This window comes from Pseudoalteromonas sp. DY56-GL79 (assembly GCF_041414765.1).
Lineage (GTDB): Bacteria > Pseudomonadota > Gammaproteobacteria > Enterobacterales > Alteromonadaceae > Pseudoalteromonas > Pseudoalteromonas piscicida.
Genome location: NZ_JANHZS010000044.1, coordinates 1 through 20,699, shown reverse-complemented (window position 1 = coordinate 20,699; position 20,699 = coordinate 1). Strand labels below are relative to the sequence as shown.

Sequence of the window (20,699 nt, the reverse complement as noted above, 5' to 3'; positions counted from 1 at the left end):
TATTTGGTAAAAGTGTTTTGCAATATCTTTATACCGTACTCTCCCGTTAAGGGGGAGGAGTCCATACATCTCCCACACCGATGTTAGCTTAGTTGTAGGAGCGATTTCACATCGCGATCTTTTTGTCTTAATCAATCAGTCTTAATAACTTGTTACGCGGTTGATTTCTGTAAGTGATGTCACCCCAGCGGCGGCTTTTTTCAGGCCAGACTTACGTAAGTTATCAAAACCTAACTGCTCTGCTTTTTCGGCAATCTCAAGAGAATTACCCCCTTCCATGATCAGGTGCGAAAGCTCTGGCGTGATTTTTACCACTTCATATATACCCACACGGCCTTTGTAACCATCGGTGCAGTGTTCACAGCCTTTAGGCGCAAAAAGGGTAATCTCTTTAATTTGCTCTGCAGTAAAGCCTTGCCCTAGCAAGGCTTCTTCCGGCAGCGTTTCAGGTGTTTTACACTTAGGGCAAAGGCGTCTTGCGAGACGCTGGGCGATAATTAGGCTCACCGAGCTTGCTACGTTGTACGCCGGCACGCCCATGTTTAATAGACGGGTGAGCGTTTCAGGCGCAGAATTGGTGTGCAGCGTACTCAATACTAAGTGACCGGTTTGGGCAGCTTTTATTGAGATCTCCGCGGTTTCAAGGTCACGGATCTCACCAACCATCACCACATCCGGATCCTGACGCAAGAATGCTCTTAAGGCATTGGCGAAAGTCATATCCGCTTTGGTATTGATTTGTACTTGGTTAATACCCTCAAGGTTTATTTCGACAGGGTCTTCCGCCGTGCTGATATTGCGCTCTGGCTGATTAAGAATATTCAAGCCAGTGTAAAGTGACACGGTTTTACCAGAACCCGTTGGTCCGGTTACCAAAATCATGCCCTGAGGCTGCTCTAGTGCATCGAGGTAAAGTTGTTTCTGCTCTGGTTCATAACCTAGCACATCGATGCCGAGCATGGCGCTGGATGAGTCTAGAATACGCATTACGATTTTCTCGCCCCACATGGTAGGCAGTGTACTCACACGAAAATCGATACTTTTGCGCTCGGAGATCTTTAATTTAATGCGGCCATCTTGCGGTTTGCGTTTTTCTGCTATGTCTAAATGCGCCATCACTTTGATACGGGCGGCGAGGCGAGTCGCTAGTGTGTTTGGTGGACTTGCCATCTCATGCAGCAGGCCATCGATACGAAAACGCACGCGGTATTTTTTCTCGTAGGGTTCAAAGTGTAGATCCGACGCGCCTTTTTTTATCGCATCCATTAAAATTTTATTGATATAAACGATGATTGGCGCATCGTCTTTGTCTTCGTTGGTGTTTTGCTGTTTAGGCTCGTCATCAACTTCTAAGTCGGCAAATTCTTTAAATTCTTCTTCAGAGATAGAGAGGCCGCCCGTTGCATCAAACAGCTGGTCAATCTTTGCTTCGAGTTTTTTATAGTCGGCAACTAGCACTTCACACTGTAATCCAGTACTAAACTCAAAGTTTTCAAATGCGCCAAAATCAGTAGGATCAGAAGCCGCAACGTAGAGTTTTCTACCTTTTTGTACCAGCGGTAAAATATGGTGCTTACGGATCAGTTTTTCTTTGACTAGCGCTGGTGGAATTTCACTAACGTTAAAGTGATCAAGATTAAAAAAGGGCACCTTGAATAAGTCTAGGCATTCTTCTGCTAGCTCTTTGGAACTCATTCCTGAACTTAGGCAAATTAACTCGGCGGTGGTGTTTGCTTCTGACTGGCGAGACTTTATTTGCTCAGCAGTGACTCGCCCTAATGTAATAAATTTACGCAGTAGCGGGGAATGATGTTCCATAGTACCTCTTTGCCTTCACATTGAATGCATATTCAATATTTATCATTAAGTTGGAAAAATGCCAAGTTATCACTGTGAGTGTAGATTAAGTTTTACAGCCAAGTCTAGCCTAATTATTTAGTCTTACTTTCTCTTGCGCCAGTGTAAGAAACGCATTGTGTAATCTATCTGTCTCTTGCAGACTTTCAAGTAGCGGTCGATCGTTGTCTAATATGTAGTCCGCCTTTACTTGTTTATCTGCGCGCGGTAACTGCGACTCGATAATACGTTTTACTTGCGCTGCATCTACCGAATCTCGGCTGATTGTTCTCGCGATTTGCGTATCTACAGCGACATCAACAAGTAAAGTGGCATCGCAGTAGCGCTCTAAACCATTTTCGAACAGCAGGGGGGCCGCTAAAACCACGTAATCGCTTTGCGCTGCGTTTAACTGTGTGAGTATTTCATTACGGATAAGCGGGTGAAGTAGCTCATTAAGCCACTGTTTCTTATCGGCATCAGCAAAAATAATGGTTCTTAACTTGGCTCTATCTAAGTTGCCGTCAGGCTGTAAAATGGCACTGCCAAACTCATCAGTAATGGCTTGTAGCCCTGTGCTGCCTAGCGCGACTACTTCTCGTGCAACGATATCGGCGTCAACAACCACTATCCCTTTTTGCTGCAAGTGGTTAGTGATGGCCGTTTTACCCGCACCAATACCGCCCGTCACCCCTAAAATCCAATTATTCGTTTTTAGCATTGTCTTACTTTACATTATTAAGTTTACGTACCACAGCTGCAGCTGCTCGCCATACATTAGGGTGATCCAGCCTGCAATGGCTAAGTAAGGGCCAAATGGAATAGGCGTGGCTTTATCTCGGCCTTGAACACTTAATTGGATGCTACCAATAATTGCGCCGACTAGGCTTGAAAGTAGCACTATGGTTAGAATTGCTTGCCAGCCCATCAATGCACCAAATATGGCTAGCAGTTTAAAGTCGCCATAGCCCATGCCTTCTTTACCTGTGAGTAATTTAAAGAGCCAATACACACTCCATAAACTCAAATAACCTATGGCCGCGCCGATAATGGTGTCATTGGGCTCGATGCCTACACCAAAACAACTGGCAACCAGTACTAACCATAAGGTTGGTAGTGTTAACTGATCGGGCAGCAACATTTCGTCGATATCGATAACCGTAAGTGCGACTAATACCCAAGTAATCAAAATGTACAGAGTGGCTTCTAAAGTGGCACCAAAATGCCACGCAACCCATGTGGAGAGTAGGGCGGTTGTTAGCTCTACCAAAGGATAGCGGACAGAGATTGACGCGTCGCAGTGGTTGCATTTGCCTTTTAATAATAGCCAGCTGATCAGTGGAATGTTTTGCCACGCCTTAATCGGCGTTTTGCAGCTGGGGCAATGAGAGTTTGGCTTAATTAAATTAAAAACAGGTGCTTCAGTGGTTTGTTTGGGTAGCTCATCAGCGAGCAACACGCGACATTCTGACTGCCAGCTCTGCTTCATCATTTTTGGTAAGCGAAGAATAACCACATTGAGAAAGCTGCCGATGCAAAGACTAACGAGTCCGACGGTGAGTAACCAATACCATAACTGGGTTTGCATCAAGTTGATAATATCTTGCATAAGTTGGGCGCTTGCTTATATTTTTTGTTTAAATTACCGAGGCATGCTCGGTATAGGTTTTTTCAGTTTACCACACAGCACTATTGAGAGGCACAGCACTGTACCTCTAAATAGTGTAATTTTGTGAACAAAATTAAATAACAGAACCTAGTTGGAATATCGGTAAGTACATGGCAATAATAAGGCCACCGATCAGTACCCCGAGTACCACCATAATGAGTGGTTCTAATAGGCTAGAAAGGCCATCCACCGCATCATCGACTTCTTGCTCATAAATGTTAGCGACCTTTGCCAGCATACCATCTAAAGAGCCCGATTCTTCACCAATAGACACCATTTGCACTACCATATCTGGGAAGACTTTGGTGTTATGCATTGCCCAGTGCATTTGGTTACCCGAGTTAACTTCTGCTTTAATCTCTTTAATTGCGTTTTTGTAGATAATATTGCCTGACGCACCTGCGGCAGAATCGAGCGCATCACCAAGTGGTACACCCGCTGCAAAGGTAGTCGAAAGCGTACGAGCATAACGCGCCACCGCCGCTTTTTTCAGGATCTCGCCAATCACTGGAATACGCAACATCATACGGTCGTTAAAATGCTTTACCGCAGCGCTACGAATAAGCATTTCTTTATAGGTGTAACCAAAAAGCCCAATACCAAGTACAAATACCCACCAATATTCCTGCATAAATTCGGAAATCGCGATTACCATCAACGTAAAAGCAGGGAGTTCAGCACCAAAGCCGTTAAATATATCTTGAAACTGAGGTACAACGAAAATAAGTAAAATACCAGTTACAATTAAGGCTACAGCGATAACAGCGATTGGATAAAATAATGCCTTTTTAATTTTGGACTTTAGTGCTTCTGATTTTTCTTTATATAGAGCTACTCGATCAAAAATAGTATCTAGTGCTCCCGATTGTTCGCCTGAGTGGACAAGGTCGCAATAAAGTTCATCAAAATATCGAGGATGAGCACGTAGTGATCTAGCAAGAGGTTGACCGGCTTTAACTTCATCGCAAATGTGGCCAATTAGCTTTGATAAGCTTTTATTTTTAATTCCTTTTGATAGCATCTCTAAGGTTTGTACCAAAGAAACACCAGCCATCAACATGGTGGCAATTTGTCTTGTGGTAGTCGCAATGTCTGCGGCGGTTATTTTCTTTGCGCCGCCAAAACCAAATAGGGGCTTTGGTTTTCGTTTTACTTTTGATGGAATTACGCCTTGTTTGCGAAGTTGCGCTTTAACCAAAGCGACACTTTGACCTGTCATTTCTCCTTGAAGTTTTTTTCCTCGGTTATTGACACCGGACCATACAAAGGTATCTAAGTTATTCTCATTATTCTTATCTTGTTTCATGGCTCAGCAGGTACCCTCAGCGATGCAAGTGCTAGATGAATTAAGAGACCAAATGATAGAGTTGTTGTTTTCATAGCCTTCAAGAATATAGTTATCATTTTCACCATTCGACGCGCTGGAGTTTGCTACTCCTGTAATTTTGATTGTTGTGTCAAAGCTCAGTTGAACGGACTTAACATGTGTTGGGGTATTAATTGATTCAGATGAAATACCGAGTTTACTAAGCGTATTGCAGTTTTCTAGTCGATAATCACCTCTGGTGATAAAGCAAGTTTCCACGCCCTTCTTGACGGCTTCTACTGCAAGAATAACTTCCACAAATCGAGCTTTCTTAAACTTGTTATCGTATAACGGAATTGCGATACTCGTTAGAAGTGAGAGAATTGCGATTGCAACCATAACTTCCAATAAAGAATAACCAAGGCTATTAGCGTAGCCTTGGTATTGGTGCTTATTTGCCTTGTTAGCAAAGACCATGTTCTATGCAGTCACCAGTTTGTGCCCATGTCAATGAACCATTTGCAACTGTTGGTGTGAGAATAAATGTTCGAGCGTCGACGGTGGCTGCACCGGTCGCAGTAATCTGAGCTGCTGGGTTATCAGTTATTTCAACTTTAGCTACTTGAGTCCCTGCTGCAGCTCCCGTAGCGTTTAGCCCAATCTCGGTAGGCTCATCACAATTAGCTAATACTCCACCGCCACGAGTTTGGAAGCAAATATCGACCAGTTGTTTTACCGATTCGGCCGCCAACACTACTTCTGTAAAACGAGCCTTCTTAGTATAGTTCTGATAAGCAGGCAGAGCTACTGCTGCAAGGATACCGATGATCGCGATAACAATCATTAGTTCGATTAGGGTAAAACCACCCTGTTGTTTTTGAGTCATGATGTGTCTCCTAAATTTTAAGTGACTTAACCATAATAGGTTTAAGTTAAGCGTTTATTAAAACCTTTGCAATAATTACCAATCCATCGAATCAACAAACTGGTGTGCTCAAATTGACTTAACGGCGACCAAGAGAACGAAACAAGTAGATAGTTTCAAGTTCCTACAAGCTAGACCCGTTAAGTTTGTGACCGATCCCTAATCAACTAGAAGTGTAGCACCAATTTAGTTTCAGCGATCACAATTAACATTTACTTTAATAGTAAACGCTGAGCTCAGCAATTGAATTTTAATAATAAATTATTGATTCTCTTGCGGTAGCTCAAGCTTTCCTAATATCGGTTCAAAAAACGAACGGAATTAATCGTTACCGAACATTAAGATCTTGTTACACTCTAGTTCTTTTGTCGTATTTAACGGGTTTTAAGTAGGTTTGTCAACGAAATAGAAAACTTTATCTATTACGTGGGATTACGGGAAAGTGCAGAACACTCAGTTTATGGTAGCGATTTTGTTATTCAATAAGACTAGCTACAGAAAATTGAACCATTACTGGCAGTGTCGCATTGATAGCTTGAATGCCACATTAAGTAAGACAGAAAAACAAAAGGGCTCAATCAAGGCCCTTTTTACATGTATAAAAGAGAGGTAGTTGTCTAAAACTTTACATTATTCAAAGCGCATCGACAGGTCGATGCTTTGTACATGCTTGGTCAGTGCGCCGCTTGAAATAAAATCAACACCGGCTTGTGCGTAAGTCGTCAAAATTTCAATGGTCATATTACCAGAGACTTCTAGCTTAGCTTTACCTTGCGTGATTTCAACCGCTTGTTGAATTTCACTTACGCTGAAGTTGTCCAGCATAATAATATCGCTGCCAGCATCTAAGGCTTGTTGTAATTCGCCTAGGTTTTCTACTTCAACTTCCACCGGTTTGTCTGGGTGGTTATTACGCGCAGTCGCAACGGCTTTGGCGATACTGCCACAGGCGGCAATGTGGTTTTCTTTAATAAGATACGCGTCGAAGAGGCCAATTCTATGATTTTTACCACCACCACATTTAACCGCGTATTTTTGTAGCGCTCTTAATCCAGGGATGGTTTTACGTGTATCTAGTAGTTTAGTTTGCGTACCGCTCAGTACTTCAACATACTTTGCTGTGGTGGTTGCCGTGCCCGATAGCGTTTGTACAAAGTTAAGCGCTGTGCGCTCTGCAGTTAGGATCGCTCTGGCTGAGCCGCTTGCGGTAAACAAGCGAGTGTTGGCGGCAACAAAATCGCCGTCGTTCACAAGTACGTTGACGCTAACACTTGGGTCGACTTGATGAAAAACTTCTTCGATTAACGCTTTGCCAACGAACACACAATCTTCCCTTGTGATCACATAGGCATTTGCTTGCTGCGTTTCTGGGATAAGGGCTGCGGTAATATCACCTTCGTTTGGTGTTTGATAATTAAGGTCTTCGTCTAGCGCCTGTTTTACCAATTGGCTGATAAGGTTTTGGTCAATCATAGGTTGTCTTTTCATTTTTCTGCAATGGCCGAATTTTACGCGCGTTTGCCTAGGAGTACAATTGATGGAGAAAAATTCACGATATTTGGCGGGGTGGCTTTGATTTCGCGGGGTAACCCGCTGCTACGGTTATGTGTTGTTTGCTGTGATTTGATGCCGAACCATTATGTGTTTTTGTAGCAGCGACTTTATGTCGCGACGGGGTCTTTGAAATACAAAGCTTTGTTTGTAGACAAAGAGTTGGCGGTTAAACCGAGGTCGCGGGGTAAACCCGCTGCTACGATTATGTATTGCTTGCTGTGACTTTATGTCGAAACCCTTGTGTATTTTTGTAGCAGCGACTTTATGTCGCGACAGAGTATTTGAAATACAAAGCCGTGTTTGTAAAGAATGAGTTGACGGCCAAAACGGAGGTCGCGGGGTAAACCCGCTGCTACGGTTATGTGTTGTGGTTTGATGTTGAGCCCTTGTGTGTTTTCGTAGCAGCGACTTTATGTCGCGACAGTGTGTTTGAAATGCAAAGCCGTGTTTGTAAAGAATGAGTTGACGGGTAAAACGGAGGTCGCGGGGTAAACCCGCTGCTACGGTTATGTGTTGTTTGCTGTGATTTGATGTTGAGCCCTTGTGTGTTTTCGTAGCAGCGACTTTATGTCGCGACGGTGTGTTTGAAATACAACACTTTGTTTGTAGAGAGCGAGTTGATGGCTAAAACGGAGACCTTGGGGTAACCCACTGCTACGGTTATGTGTTGTTTGCTGTGACTTTATACCGAACCGTTATGTATTTTTGTAGCAGCGACTTTATGTCGCGACAGTGTGTTTGATTTAAGGTGCAAAGCCGTGTTTGAAGGGAGTGAGTTGCCGGCTAAAACGGAGGTCGCGGGGTAAACCCGCTGCTACGGTTATGTGTTGTTTGTTGTGATTTGATGCCGAACGGTTATGTGTTGCTGCTGTGATTTGATGTTGAGCCCTTGTGTGTTTTCGTAGCAGCGACTTTATGTCGCGACAGAGTATTTGAAGTGCAAAGCCTTGTTTGTAGCGAGTGAGTTGCCGGCCAAAACTGAGGTCGCGGGGTAAACCCGCTGCTACGGTTATGTGTTGCTTGCTGTGATTTTATGCTGAGCCCTTGTGTGTTTTCGTAGCAGCGACTTTATGTCGCGACAGAGTATGTGAAATACAAAGCTTTGTTTGTAGACAAAGAGTTGGCGGTTAAGCCGAGGTCGCGGGGTAAACCCGCTGCTACGGTTATGTGTTGCTTGTTATGATTTGATGTTGAACCGTTATGTATTTTTGTAGCAGCGACTTTATGTCGCGACAGAGTATTTGAAGTGCAAAGCCTTGTTTGTAGCGAGTGAGTTGCCGGCCAAAACTGAGGTCGCGGGGTAAACCCGCTGCTACGGTTATGTGTTGCTTGCTGTGATTTTATGCTGAGCCCTTGTGTGTTTTCGTAGCAGCGACTTTATGTCGCGACAGAGTATGTGAAATACAAAGCTTTGTTTGTAGACAAAGAGTTGGCGGTTAAGCCGAGGTCGCGGGGTAAACCCGCTGCTACGGTTATGTGTTGTTTGTTGTGATTTGATGTCGAACCATTATGTCTTTTATGTCGCGGTACTATCGTTACATTACACATAAACCCATCCCTACCTTTTGTCTTATTTTGTCTTTATAATCGAATGCAAACCAAGGCTTGGAACTAATACTTTGAATTGGCTACCCTTTGCTAAACACAAGCAATCCCCGCATTACGATGAAAGGCCACAAGCGTGCGAGATAGATTTACTGGTGATCCACAATATCTCGCTGCCTGCAGGGTGCTTTGGCACGCCATACGTGGAAGACTTATTTATGGGCACGTTGGACTGCGGCGCACATCCAACTTTTTCTGACTTAGAGGGAGTAAGGGTGTCGGCGCACTGCGTTATACGTCGTGACGGTAGCATCACCCAATACGTTCCCTTCATTGAACGGGCTTGGCATGCTGGAGTGTCGCAGTGGCAAGGTCGAACGCGTTGTAATGACTTTGCAATTGGTATTGAAATGGAGGGCACAGACACCACGCCATATACCGAAGCACAATATGCGAGTTTAGTAAAAACAACGCGTTGGCTGCAGCAGCACTATCCAAAGCTGACGAATGATCGTATTGTAGGGCACAATGATATTGCTCCAGGAAGAAAGACAGATCCGGGGGCTGCATTTGATTGGCAGCATTATTTTACCTTGTTAAATAACCAAGAGAGCTAGGCAAGCATGATCTTAATTTCTATCATCATCGCGCTTATTATTGAACGACTTGGCGCGCGGGCGAACTACTGGCAAGTCGACTATTACCTGCAAAGTTACTATGCGAAAACCAAATCTTGGACCCAGCCAGGTGCCATGCTGGGTTCGCATTTTGGTGTGATGCTTTGGTTAGTTATTCCTGCATTGGTCGTTGCTTTTATATACAGCCTAAGCGACTTTGTGTTTTGGCAGTTTGCAATCAATATCTGTGTGCTCTTAGTCTGTTTTGGCTGTGCAAAATATCGCAAGCTTTATAAAGGCTATTTAAATGCGCTGACCAGAGGTGATAACGAAGCGGCTACGCTTTATGCGTTGCAAATGGGGCAAGACAAATTAGAAGATGAGCCGGGTGGCGAGACGTTTGGTCAGACGCTTTCGTGGATCAACTTTCAACATTACTGCGGAGTTATTTTTTGGTTTGTGGCGTTGGGCGCGCCGGGCGCTGTGCTATATGCGATGGTAAGACAAATTGTGCATTGGCATCATGAGCAAGAAAATCCGCCGCTACAGCATGTGTTTGAGCAGTTTTGTCGGTTATTTTATTGGCTAAATTGGCTTCCCGCGCGGATCGCAAGTTTTGGTTTTTTGATCATAGGTAACTTCAGTAAAGGCACATCAAGTTGGTTGAAGTATGTGCTAGATTTTAAAACCACAAATCGTCAAATCGTCACAAGCACTGCACTTGCGGCTGAGCAAATTGAACAGCAGTTTTTAGGTTGTACCTTTGAAGCAAGCTGTATGATGCGTCTTGTGAAGCGTAATATTTTGTTTTATCTCGTGATTATCGCAGTATTAACCCTATTTGGTTGGGTGGAGTAGCCCTCGCTGCAAATTACACACCTTTTATAACAAATGCTCCATATACTGTAAGCGCATATGGAGCAGTTGAAATCAGTGTTTAAAATTGGCCTCTAACCATCGCTTTTTCTGCTCTTCCATTTTAGTAACAAGCGGCGCATCAAAGCCCATGTTTCGAACCACATATTCCGTAACATCTATCAAATCACACACCCCAGTCACTGACCAAAGCGCTTCTTCCAGGTCTTTTGCTTTGTGGATTGCATAGTGGCTTACATAGCGCAGCTCATTAGCAAGGTAATCCATATCTGGGCGGCCGGTTTTTGATACATAGAGCTGATAGACGAAGAGTAAGTCGTTGCGCAGTGCTTTTTTAGCATACAAATACAGGCTATCAATGGCCTCTTCATGGGCAATAACTTGCGCACCTACCGCTTCGTGTTGATTGGTTTGGCTTGGATTGAACTTAATAAACACCAAGTATTTGAGCGGTTTATCTTGTCGCGATTTTGTTTTTAGAATTTCGGTGAGCTTTTCCTCGACGAAGCGCTCGGGGAAAATCGCCTTGGCGTCCAAGGTATTATCGTCATTATCGCTAAACGAATGCAGTAAGTGGTGAAGGGATGTCGGGTAAAGCCCTTGTCCAATTGCTCCTACCGCATTATGTGACGTTTCTTTGTGTAGATAAAGCGGAAACTGACAAACGGATTTAGTCACCATGTTACGCAGCGCAAGTGATAGTCCCGGCACCTTTGGTGCTTCATCACAAGCAACTAGCTTGTCTTTATTACTCTCAATAAGGGCTTTAAAGAACCCCATGGCAGAATGGTCGAGTTGACCTATTTTCTGCACTTTCAAGTTAATGATAGTTTTAGTTTTATTGACCATCATTACTTCATAGCGCAAATTCGTTAAGTTGTGCTGTTTTGTCAGTTTTTGCAAATCGACTAAGTCTAAGTGTATCGAGTCACCTTTATTCAGCGGCATTTCTTGGCCGCATTCTATTTGTAAACCCATGACAGAAAAGTCACGGGTAACACAGTTGAACGTGCCTTGGCCATCAATATGAACGACGACATTGGTTTTATACAGGTAGCGCCTGTGTGCACGCAAGTTAACGTATTCTAACGCAACCACCTCAAGTGGAGGAGGAGTGGCTGACTTGCCGTGACCGAACTTCTTTAACTGATTAACTAAACTTTGTTCGTAACTCAGACGTTGGAATCGCTCAGTGATAGACGGGTTTCCAATATCTGTCAGTAACATGAGATATTTTACGTCTTGGATAAAGCCTTGCACCCTTGGCGTGGGGCGTTTATTTAGCTTTTCGACATTTTTACCTGCACTTGCAGGAAGCGAAAGCGGGATAAACGCATCTTCATGATGGCTTGGCATGAGTTGTACTTTAAACGTGCGCCAGCTGTCTTTTTGGCTACCAAAGGCAAAGAACAGATCGTTTAGTTGCTGCATTTCTTCCAGCTCAAAGTCAAAGGCTGAGTAAAAGTACATTTTGCCTTGACTTGAGTGAGTAAACACATGGCATACCGCTTCTTTTACCGCGCCAGAAAGCGCGAGCAGTCGCTGCATTCGTTTTTGGTTGAAGACGGAATAAAGGCCTGATTGTTTTCTTTCGTCTTCAAAGTAGTAGTTAATATGGGCGTTATTTTCGTTGGTAAGCACCATGCTTGGATAAAGCTGTTTTTGTTTCTCACTGATGAAAACAAACAAAGAGCAGACGCGTGGAAAATAATACTGTTCGTAGCCTTTACAAACGACAGCATCCAAAGTGTTGTCGAGATTTATCTTATAGCGGCGTTTGTTACCGTGTATAAAACTATTTAAAAAGTCATCAAACCCTTGGTTTTTCTCGATAAATGTACGTTTTAAGCGAACTTGATTATATTCAATCGTACCCGGTTCTACGGCGACGACTTCATACTGAATACCTTCTTTCAAGCCAAGTTCAAAGTCTTGCTCGAGACCCACCAAGCGGATCGAAATAATTTGTCCGGGGTCTACTTGCTGATTGGTCGGTAATTTTATTTTAGCGCCGCTGAGGGAAATATCGGAGGTAGTAGCGGAAACCTTAGGACGATTTTTTGCCAGTTCCACTGTGATCTTAATGGAGTAATTCATGCGCTCTTCAGAGCGACTTTCGTATGACGCGAAACGGACTAGTTTAGTGTAGTTATGATTGACTGCGTCTTTTTCTACTTCTTCTTCGCGTGCTTTGGCCTGCTTTTGCATGACCTTATAATTATTGTCGGTACTCATTACGGATTCGTAAACTGCAAGGGTATAACCCCCATGTTTAGCGACTTCCCGCTCGAACACTTCGATTGCTAAGTCATCCATAAAGTGCTGTTTGCCTTCATATTCATAAGGCTTAACTTGACCTGCGACTTGTCCTCTGAGGTCAATAAATCGTGCCACGGGCTGAGATAGCCGCGACATTTCCATTTTTAATAGAAATTGGTCCGGCTTGGATAGGTCCGCAGTACGTTGCTTAAATATGCGATCAAAAGCCGGATCGCCAAGATCCAGTTTTAAATCCTCAATTAAGCTTTGATATTTTTGTAATCTATCTTCAGGCATAAACAGTTTTACACGCGCTCATTTTATGTGACCAGTTGGGTCACCGCCAATATTATGTCAACATTGGCGCTTTATTAGTTTATTCTTAACCTATTATTGTGTTTAAGCAAGATATATACCTGTAATTTATGGCAAAAAAGAAAACAGCATTTGTATGTAGCGATTGTGGTGCCGAATTCGCGCGTTGGCAAGGCCAATGCTCGGAGTGTAAGGCATGGAATACCGTAACGGAGTTTCGCGTTCCGTCAGCAAAATCGGTCCCTCAAGGCGGTTCAACGTCAGGCTATGCCGGCCTTGTTGAAGCTAAAGTACAAACCTTAGATGAAGTAAACCTAGAGCAGTTACCGCGATTTTCAACTGGCTTTAAAGAGTTTGACCGTGTCCTTGGTGGTGGAGTTGTACCGGGAAGTGCAATATTAATCGGTGGTAGCCCCGGCGCTGGTAAGAGTACGGTGCTGCTGCAAACCATGTGTCGCCTTGCCGAAACCATGAACACTTTGTATGTCACCGGTGAAGAGTCGCTGCAACAAGTTGCCATGCGTGCGACACGATTGGGGCTGCCTACAAATAAGTTAAAAACACTCGCAGAAACCAATGTTGAGACGATTTGCCAGCTCGCACTTCGTGAAAAACCAAGCATTATGGTCATCGATTCGATTCAAGTAATGCATATGAGTGATATTCAATCTGCACCGGGGTCGGTTTCTCAAGTACGTGAAAGCGCGGCCTATTTGACGCGTTTTGCCAAAACCAATCAGGTCGCCATTATCATGGTGGGACACGTAACTAAAGACGGCACACTTGCCGGCCCAAAAGTGCTGGAGCATTGTATTGACTGCTCTATTTTACTGGAAGGCAGTGCCGACAGCCGCTTTAGAACATTGCGTGGCAATAAAAACCGTTTTGGTGCTGTAAACGAGTTAGGCGTGTTTGCTATGACAAGCCAGGGCTTAAAGGAAGTAAACAATCCTTCGGCCATTTTCTTAAATCGTGGTGAAGCGCAAACACCAGGCTCATTAGTTATGGTTATTTGGGAAGGCACGCGGCCACTCCTTGTGGAAGTTCAAGCGCTAGTTGACTATTCACAGCTCGCCAACCCGCGTCGCGTCACTGTTGGTTTGGAACAAAATCGCCTAGCCATGCTACTTGCGGTACTGCATCGTCACGGTGGTTTGCAGGTGTCGGATCAAGATGTGTTTGTAAACGTTGTTGGCGGTGTCAAAGTGACCGAGACCAGCGCTGATTTAGCCTTAATAGCCGCACTGGTTTCAAGCTTTAAAAACCAAACCTTAGACAGGCAGCTGGTGGTATTTGGTGAGGTGGGGTTAGGAGGTGAGATCCGCCCTGTTCCAAGTGGGCAAGAGCGGTTGCGTGAAGCATCTAAGCATGGATTTACAAGAGCAATTGTACCAAAAGCAAATAAACCAAAAGAAAATATTGAAGGGATGGAAATTGTTGCCGTCTCTAGCCTTAGCGAAGCGCTTGAGGCACTTTTTTAAATAATGGAGTGAAATATGAATAAGTCCACATTAGCAGTTGCCGTTGTGGTGTTAGCAGGCGCAGGGTATGTTGGCGCAAACTATTATGTAAATGAGCAAGTGAAACAAGAGATCACCAAGCAAATCTCAAGTTTTGAACAGCAAAGTGGCCTTACGGTGAGTTTTGCAAATAGCTCAGTTGATTTATTTTCTCGCGGTGTAGAAATTACCGATTTAACGATCTCACAGCCCGATGAAAAAATAACATTATTTACCATCGATAAGCTCAATATTGTCGGCTACGAGCAAGACAAAATCAGCCCCTATACCGAGCTTGACTTAGTTGGTTTAAAATTAGCAAAAGAAGCAGCAGAATATACCCAAGGGATGTCACAGGAGCTGGTGAATGCAACGTACCATTTGAATACAAGTCTTTCCTATGATGAAGCATCTGGCGCCAGCGAGTTTGCATTCGCATCTTCTGCTGAAGGCATTGTAAAGAGCTCTTTTAATGCGGCTTTTGGAAACAGTAAGGCCTTTATGGATGCTTCATTGGCGGCGTCAAAAATTCAAAGTGATACGCCAAATCTTGAACAAGAGCTTCAAATGCAGTCGCAAATGATGGCGGCAATGCAATCGCTCGAATTTAAATCGCTTGCTGTAAATATTGACAATGCAGGCACCTTGCCTCAGTTACTTGAGTCTGAAATTGCTCAGCAGGGCATGAGCAAGGCTGACTTTCAGGCGATTGTTGCCCAGCAACTACAAATGATGATGCTACCTGCTGAAATTCAAACGGCTGTGAATGACTTTGCCAATGGAATGGAGTCACTTGCTATATCTGTTTCGGTACCACAAAGTCAAAGTATGATGGCTCTGGGGCAGCAATTATCTATGGCTATGGCGCAAAATCCAGAAACGCTGTCGGAACTTATCGAGATCAACGCGAGCGGTAAATAAAGCTAATCCGGCATGGTTAAAGGGATTTTGGGCTTGCTCTAAATCCCTTCATCTCTCATAAGCCCACTCATTCGCAATATTAGTTTTACCAAATTGGTGAAATCTAAAGCAGCCTTGAGGTTGATCATACAATTCGTTGGAGTTGCAAAGGCTGCGGTGGTAGCATTGGAGTATCAATTGCTTGGGAATGTATTTATGAGCGAATTCAAAGACTACCAGCAAGCTCAATTGCTATTAGAAAAACACGAATTATTTATTGCCCCTGCCGAAGTTCACGGCACCATTTCTGGGCTATTGGCCTGTGGTCTGAATATCGAAGATTCAGAGTATTTAGGGCTATTGAGCGACGTATTTAACGACGGTCAAAAGTTTTCGGCGCCAATTAGAGAATTTTGCATCGACTTATATAAGCAAGTTGCCGAGCACTTTAACGACGGTGAGTTCCAGTTTGAACTGTATTTACCGCCAGAAGATGAATCATTACATGACCAAGCTAACGCACTGATTGCTTGGGTATCAGGCTTTTTACTAGGCTTTGGTTTAAAGCAAAAAGATTACGGTAAGTTATCTGCAGATGTTAAAGAAGTGATTAACGACTTTAGCGAAATAACTAAGCTTGATACTGGTTTTGAAGACAGCAACGACGATAAAGAAGCACTGCTCGAAGTGGTAGAATATGTGCGTGTTTCTACACTGTTATGCTTTGCTGAAATGGGTAAAGATCCCCAGTCCGTTAGCACATCAAAGACGATACATTAATTATGATAAAAAACAGCGAGTTTGTAGCACGCCGTGCGCGTCTTATTGCGGCATTAGATAACAATGCCGTAGCGATTATTCCTGCGGCAGTAGAGTTAACCCGTAGCCGCGACACCGAATTTCCGTTTCGCCAAGATAGTGACTTTTTTTACCTGACGGGATTCAAAGAGCCGGATGCGGTTTTGGTGCTTACGAAAGACAGAGACGGCAATGCGCAGTCTACGCTGTTTTGTCGTAATAAAGATAAGGTTGCTGAGATTTGGCATGGTCGCCGGATGGGCTATGAGCAAGCTAAATCGCAACTTGAACTTGACCAAACCTTTGCGCTGAGTGACTTAGACGACGAGCTTTTAAATCTCGTGAATGGTCGCAAGGTATTATTCTACGGACAAGGCACATATAGCGCCTTTGATGATAAGGTTTGGCTGTTACTAAGTACATTGCGTGGCGCACCGAAAAAGGGCTATCGCGCCCCTGAGATCATCAAAGATATTCGCCCACTCGTCCATGAAATGCGCTTATTTAAGTCGGATACTGAAATTGCCATTATGCGCGAAGCGGGCAGAATTAGTGCTGAGGCGCACAAACGTGCGATGCAGTTTGCGAAGCCGGGCGCAACGGAATACCAGCTTGAAGCCGAAATTCATCATCATTACGCAATGAACGGTGCGCGCCACCCAGCCTATGGCACTATTGTTGGCAGCGGCATCAATGCGACGATTTTACACTACACCGACAATTGTGATGCGCTACAGGACGGCGACTTAGTACTGATTGATTCGGGTTGTGAGCTTGAAGGCTATGCAGCTGATATAACTCGTACTTTCCCAGTAAACGGCCAGTTTACTGATGCGCAACGCAAGATTTATGAATTGGTATTGGCGGCGCAAAATGCGGCCTTTGGCGAAGTAAAACCGGGTGGTACATTAGTCAAAGCCAATCAAGTGGCGATGACCGTATTGACTCAAGGGCTAGTAGATTTAGGCATTCTTGCGGGCGATGTTAATGAACTCGTAGAAGCGCAGGCATGCAAAGCATTTTACATGCATGGTTTAGGTCATTGGCTAGGTCTTGATGTTCACGATGTCGGTGAATACAAGTTAGATGAAGCGGATCGTCCATTTGAACCTGGCATGGTACTTACCATTGAGCCAGGCCTGTATTTTGACGAAGATGCGCAAGTTCCTGATGAGTACAAAGGAATTGGTATTCGTATCGAAGATGATTTGTTGGTCACTGAGTCAGGTTATGAAAATTTAACCGTACTGGTGCCAAAAACCATCGCAGAAATAGAAGCATTAATGAATAACTAGTGGACACTTTGCGTGCAACAGTTTGATGTCGTCGTGGTTGGTGGGGGTATGGCAGGAGCCAGCGCCGCCATCGCCATAAAAAAAGTCTCTCCGCAGGCAAAGATTGCGGTTATTGAAGCCTTTGCGCCCAAAGGTAAGCAGCATCCAAGTTTTGACGACCGTAGTATTGCGCTTGCTGCGCAATCGGTCGCATTTTTGGGCGAGCTAAATCTATTTAATCCCGAGTGGCAGTACGTTGAGCCAATCACACAAGTGAATGTTTCAGACAGAGGTCACTTCGGTAAAGCGTGGATAAACCCTGAAGACTACAACCAAAAAGCGTTAGGCTATGTAGTTGAAGTCAATCCCTATGGCAGCTTTTTACACGAGCAGTTGAGCAATCTTGATATTGCACTGTTTTGCCCAAACCAAGTGGCGCATTTACATCAACAACCAGAGCAGATTGAACTGACGCTCGATAATTGCGAGCAATTACAAAGTCGATTACTGGTTGTTGCGGATGGCGCGCAATCTCCCACACGGGCTAAGCTCAATATCGGCTTTGATAGCATAGGCTACGAGCAAGGTGCATTGATTGCCAATGTGCAAATCGACACGGCACATCGTGGTCAGGCGTTCGAGCGTTTTACTGAACATGGCCCGATGGCACTTCTGCCAATGAGTGATAATCGCTATTCACTGGTGTGGTGTATGCCAAATGAGCAACTCAGCGAGTTTGAAGCGATGACAGCACACGAGTTTTTAGCTGCATTGCAGCAAGCCTTTGGTTATCGCGCCGGGCGCTTTGTGCAAGTGGGCATGAGAGCAAGCTATCCGCTGGTGCTTGGGCGAGTAGAGCAACTCACTCATCATCGCGTGGTGGTGATTGGCAATGCGGCGCATGCCATTCATCCCATTGCAGGGCAGGGCTTTAATTTAGGTCTACGAGATATTCAAGTACTAACCTCACAATGTCAGGCGATTGCGTCCGAAGAGTGGGGCAGTTTTCAATTTACGCGTGCTTATCAACTGGCGCGAGCGCAAGATATTAATACGGTGATGGCATTAACCGATGCGCTCGTTCAACTATTTTCAAACTCATCAAGAGTCTTAGCCTTAGGCCGTAGTTTAGGTCTACTCACTATGGCGCTGTCCAAAACAGCAAGAGCGCCGCTGGCCAAGCAATTGATGGGATATAAAGGATAAAGGAGTTGGCATGCAACAAGTTCAAGTTTGTATTGTTGGTGGTGGATGTGTTGGGTTAACGCTGGCGCTGGGGCTTGCGCAGCAAAATATCTCGGTACTAGTGCTAGACAGTGGTGAAAAGCCAACGCCATTGGCACAAGAATACAGCGCACGCGTGAGCGCAATAAGCGCTGCAAGCCAGGCTCTATTTGAGCGCTTGGGCGTGTGGCCAGATATTAAAGCGCAGCGCGCCGCAGCATATACTCGTATGGATGTACGAGATAAAGACAGCTTTGGTAAAATCGCCTTTGATAATGTATCGCTAGACTTACCTGAGCTTGGTCATATCATTGAAAATGACGCCATTCGTTTTGCGCTGTTAACAGCACTTGAAGCACAGCAATCGGCCAAGCTGATGTGGAGCACAAAATACCAAAGCTTGCACCAAACAGACACCGATGTGCTGTTAACCTTAGCCACTGGTGAGCCGGTGATGGCAAAGCTTGTGGTGGCGGCTGATGGCGCACGTTCGGCTATTCGCCAGCAGTTTAATATGCCAATCACCTATTGGGATTATGACCACCATGCGCTGGTTGCAACGATAAAAACTGCAGCGCCTCATGATGCAACGGCAAGACAAGTGTTCCTCCCTGATGGACCGCTGGCCTTTTTGCCGCTTGATGATCCACATACTCATTCAATTGTATGGTCTACCGCACCGGATAAAGCAAAGCAGCTACAAGCCATGCCAATCGAGGCGTTTAATAAAGCGTTGAGTGCTGCAATTGATATGCAGTGCGGCGTGTGTGAATTGATTAGCGAAAGACATGTTTTTCCATTGACCATGCGCTATGCAAAACAATGGGTGCAAGGGCGCATCGTTTTAATGGGCGACGCGGCACATACCATTCACCCGCTTGCAGGTCTTGGCATGAATTTAGGGCTAAAAGACGCTGCGTATCTGATCACGCTATTATCTGCACCGCAAGAGCAATTTGCCAGCACACGGATACTGCGCCAATATGAGCGCAGCAGAAAAGCAGATGCTCAAAAGCATATTGCCATGATGCAAGGGCTGAAAGAACTTTTTGAAGGCAATCACCCGTTGAAAAAGCTAGTACGCGGTGTGGGCCTGAGCTTGGTCGACAACCTCGGCCCAATCAAACACCTGTTCGCCAAAGAAGCGATAGGCGGTAAATAAAAAAGATCGCCGCGTAAAGCGGCTCCCACAAAAGTTTTATATTGCTGGTAGGAGCGGGTTTACCCCGCGATCATTTCAACAATCTCGCCGCGTTAAGCGTCTCCCACAGAGGTTTTATGTTGTTGGTCGGAGCGATTTTACATCGCGATCATTTCAACAATCTCGCCGCGTAAAGCGGCTTCCACAGAGATTTTATATTGCTGGTAGGAGCGATTTTACATCGCGATCTTTTCCTAAAACAGGTATCACCAACTTTATAAATCCCCAATCCCATTGCTTAAATAAATACAATTCCAATAAGGATAATCACCAATCTGTTTTACCAACCCTGCCCGAAGCGGGTTTGCAACTATGTATCTTGCTTGGTTTCTTAACATAGTGTTATGCAAAATACAGGTGTCATAAAAACCCTTTTGCCATAGCTGCCGAATATTCATTGTTCTTAGCTTAGTTGCCGTTCTTCCTTTTAAAGACCGAATGGCATCAGACAAAGAAAACACATCCATTAGTTGAAACAGGAGATGTAAATGATCTGGCATCAGTGTGTAGGCAATTAATTTGATAAAGTTATCCTGCTCAAGGTGATAAATTTCGCGAATAACAACTTGATTGACTGCGAGGTTATTAAAAACAGCTATTTTGTTTTTACAGCAAATGGTGATTGCATAATATTGACCGGCTGATGAAACTCGGCCTTTCCTTAAACGGCAGCTATGTGGCATGACTCTCTCCTTGAGTTCATTAATAAGTGCTAACTTAAGTATAGGACAAGCTCGCTGCGTAAAGCGGCTCCCACAAAACAGAGTGGTTTTGTCTGCGGGTTCACCCCGCGAGCTTTTCAACAACCTCGCCGCGTAAAGCGGCTTATATGGACTCCTCCAATTGTACAAGCCACTTTTAGCATTATTAGTGTGATTGCGTGCTTATATCCGGGCTCTTG

Annotated in this window: 17 protein-coding genes; 8 read left to right on the top strand and 9 right to left on the bottom strand. The window is 44.5% G+C overall.

Annotation, left to right across the window (positions count from 1 at the left end):
- Positions 1 to 141: 141 nt before the first annotated feature.
- The 7 genes from pilB to nadC form a co-directional block, all read right to left on the bottom strand.
- On the bottom strand, positions 142 to 1,818 hold the full coding sequence (pilB, locus tag NO992_RS22860; RefSeq protein ID WP_206471303.1) for a type IV-A pilus assembly ATPase PilB: 1,677 nt from the start codon (positions 1,816 to 1,818) through the stop codon (positions 142 to 144).
- 109 nt (positions 1,819 to 1,927) lie between these two features.
- Positions 1,928 to 2,557: a dephospho-CoA kinase gene (gene coaE / locus NO992_RS22855; RefSeq protein WP_371380700.1), complete on the bottom strand. Its 630-nt coding sequence runs from the start codon at positions 2,555 to 2,557 to the stop codon at positions 1,928 to 1,930.
- Positions 2,558 to 2,566: 9 nt separating this feature from the next.
- Positions 2,567 to 3,445: an A24 family peptidase gene (locus NO992_RS22850; RefSeq protein WP_371380698.1), complete on the bottom strand. Its 879-nt coding sequence runs from the start codon at positions 3,443 to 3,445 to the stop codon at positions 2,567 to 2,569.
- A 133-nt stretch (positions 3,446 to 3,578) separates the two neighbouring features.
- Positions 3,579 to 4,811 carry a type II secretion system F family protein gene (locus tag NO992_RS22845; protein ID WP_371380696.1) on the bottom strand — a complete coding sequence of 411 codons (1,233 nt, stop codon included), beginning with the start codon at positions 4,809 to 4,811 and terminating at the stop codon, positions 3,579 to 3,581.
- A gap of 3 nt (positions 4,812 to 4,814) precedes the next feature.
- Positions 4,815 to 5,288 carry a prepilin-type N-terminal cleavage/methylation domain-containing protein gene (locus tag NO992_RS22840; RefSeq protein ID WP_371380694.1) on the bottom strand — a complete coding sequence of 158 codons (474 nt, stop codon included), beginning with the start codon at positions 5,286 to 5,288 and terminating at the stop codon, positions 4,815 to 4,817.
- Complete coding sequence (locus NO992_RS22835; RefSeq protein ID WP_371380692.1) at positions 5,275 to 5,697, bottom strand: prepilin-type N-terminal cleavage/methylation domain-containing protein; 423 nt, start codon at positions 5,695 to 5,697, stop codon at positions 5,275 to 5,277. Before NO992_RS22835 ends, NO992_RS22840 begins: the two co-directional genes overlap by 14 nt.
- Before the next feature lie 669 nt (positions 5,698 to 6,366).
- On the bottom strand, positions 6,367 to 7,209 hold the full coding sequence (nadC, locus tag NO992_RS22830) for a carboxylating nicotinate-nucleotide diphosphorylase (RefSeq protein ID WP_371380703.1): 843 nt from the start codon (positions 7,207 to 7,209) through the stop codon (positions 6,367 to 6,369).
- 1,700 nt (positions 7,210 to 8,909) lie between these two features.
- Between nadC and ampD the strand changes: the two genes are divergently transcribed.
- Together ampD and ampE are read left to right on the top strand one after the other, a co-directional pair.
- Positions 8,910 to 9,452, top strand: a complete 543-nt coding sequence (gene ampD / locus NO992_RS22825) for a 1,6-anhydro-N-acetylmuramyl-L-alanine amidase AmpD (protein ID WP_102056267.1) — start codon at positions 8,910 to 8,912, stop codon at positions 9,450 to 9,452.
- Between the two features lie 6 nt (positions 9,453 to 9,458).
- The gene (gene ampE / locus NO992_RS22820) at positions 9,459 to 10,310 is read left to right on the top strand and encodes a beta-lactamase regulator AmpE (protein ID WP_371380690.1); all 852 of its coding nucleotides are present in this window, start codon (positions 9,459 to 9,461) and stop codon (positions 10,308 to 10,310) included.
- A 72-nt stretch (positions 10,311 to 10,382) separates the two neighbouring features.
- Here ampE and NO992_RS22815 read toward each other — a convergent pair whose 3' ends face one another.
- On the bottom strand, positions 10,383 to 12,884 hold the full coding sequence (locus NO992_RS22815) for a PilZ domain-containing protein (protein WP_371380688.1): 2,502 nt from the start codon (positions 12,882 to 12,884) through the stop codon (positions 10,383 to 10,385).
- Positions 12,885 to 13,012: 128 nt separating this feature from the next.
- Between NO992_RS22815 and radA the strand changes: the two genes are divergently transcribed.
- From radA to NO992_RS22785, 6 genes are all read left to right on the top strand, one after another.
- The gene (gene radA, locus NO992_RS22810; RefSeq protein WP_010370516.1) at positions 13,013 to 14,383 is read left to right on the top strand and encodes a DNA repair protein RadA; all 1,371 of its coding nucleotides are present in this window, start codon (positions 13,013 to 13,015) and stop codon (positions 14,381 to 14,383) included.
- Positions 14,384 to 14,398: 15 nt separating this feature from the next.
- Positions 14,399 to 15,322, top strand: coding sequence for a DUF945 family protein (locus NO992_RS22805; RefSeq protein ID WP_371380685.1), 924 nt, complete (start codon positions 14,399 to 14,401; stop codon positions 15,320 to 15,322).
- 195 nt (positions 15,323 to 15,517) lie between these two features.
- Positions 15,518 to 16,081 (top strand): UPF0149 family protein, encoded by a 564-nt coding sequence (locus tag NO992_RS22800; RefSeq protein ID WP_010370521.1) that lies wholly within the window; start codon positions 15,518 to 15,520, stop codon positions 16,079 to 16,081.
- Between the two features lie 2 nt (positions 16,082 to 16,083).
- Positions 16,084 to 17,394, top strand: a complete 1,311-nt coding sequence (gene pepP / locus NO992_RS22795) for a Xaa-Pro aminopeptidase (protein ID WP_371380682.1) — start codon at positions 16,084 to 16,086, stop codon at positions 17,392 to 17,394.
- Positions 17,395 to 17,406: 12 nt separating this feature from the next.
- The gene (gene ubiH, locus NO992_RS22790; protein ID WP_371380680.1) at positions 17,407 to 18,579 is read left to right on the top strand and encodes a 2-octaprenyl-6-methoxyphenyl hydroxylase; all 1,173 of its coding nucleotides are present in this window, start codon (positions 17,407 to 17,409) and stop codon (positions 18,577 to 18,579) included.
- Positions 18,580 to 18,589: 10 nt separating this feature from the next.
- On the top strand, positions 18,590 to 19,759 hold the full coding sequence (locus NO992_RS22785; RefSeq protein WP_371380678.1) for an FAD-dependent monooxygenase: 1,170 nt from the start codon (positions 18,590 to 18,592) through the stop codon (positions 19,757 to 19,759).
- A 254-nt stretch (positions 19,760 to 20,013) separates the two neighbouring features.
- Here the strand turns inward: NO992_RS22785 and NO992_RS22780 are convergent, their stop codons facing one another.
- Positions 20,014 to 20,481, bottom strand: coding sequence for a transposase (locus NO992_RS22780; protein WP_253106760.1), 468 nt, complete (start codon positions 20,479 to 20,481; stop codon positions 20,014 to 20,016).
- Positions 20,482 to 20,699 lie beyond the last annotated feature (218 nt).

Coding starts and splice junctions, on each gene's coding strand:
- radA (WP_010370516.1), top strand. CDS start 13,013: ATGGCAAAAAAGAAAACAGCATTTGTATGTAGCGATTGTGGTGCCGAA.
- NO992_RS22805 (WP_371380685.1), top strand. CDS start 14,399: ATGAATAAGTCCACATTAGCAGTTGCCGTTGTGGTGTTAGCAGGCGCA.
- NO992_RS22785 (WP_371380678.1), top strand. CDS start 18,590: ATGCAACAAGTTCAAGTTTGTATTGTTGGTGGTGGATGTGTTGGGTTA.
- NO992_RS22815 (WP_371380688.1), bottom strand. CDS start 12,884: ATGCCTGAAGATAGATTACAAAAATATCAAAGCTTAATTGAGGATTTA.
- nadC (WP_371380703.1), bottom strand. CDS start 7,209: ATGATTGACCAAAACCTTATCAGCCAATTGGTAAAACAGGCGCTAGAC.
- ampE (WP_371380690.1), top strand. CDS start 9,459: ATGATCTTAATTTCTATCATCATCGCGCTTATTATTGAACGACTTGGC.
- coaE (WP_371380700.1), bottom strand. CDS start 2,557: ATGCTAAAAACGAATAATTGGATTTTAGGGGTGACGGGCGGTATTGGT.
- NO992_RS22845 (WP_371380696.1), bottom strand. CDS start 4,811: ATGAAACAAGATAAGAATAATGAGAATAACTTAGATACCTTTGTATGG.
- NO992_RS22780 (WP_253106760.1), bottom strand. CDS start 20,481: ATGCCACATAGCTGCCGTTTAAGGAAAGGCCGAGTTTCATCAGCCGGT.
- NO992_RS22835 (WP_371380692.1), bottom strand. CDS start 5,697: ATGACTCAAAAACAACAGGGTGGTTTTACCCTAATCGAACTAATGATT.
- pilB (WP_206471303.1), bottom strand. CDS start 1,818: ATGGAACATCATTCCCCGCTACTGCGTAAATTTATTACATTAGGGCGA.
- NO992_RS22850 (WP_371380698.1), bottom strand. CDS start 3,445: ATGCAAGATATTATCAACTTGATGCAAACCCAGTTATGGTATTGGTTA.
- NO992_RS22800 (WP_010370521.1), top strand. CDS start 15,518: ATGAGCGAATTCAAAGACTACCAGCAAGCTCAATTGCTATTAGAAAAA.
- pepP (WP_371380682.1), top strand. CDS start 16,084: ATGATAAAAAACAGCGAGTTTGTAGCACGCCGTGCGCGTCTTATTGCG.
- NO992_RS22840 (WP_371380694.1), bottom strand. CDS start 5,288: ATGGTCTTTGCTAACAAGGCAAATAAGCACCAATACCAAGGCTACGCT.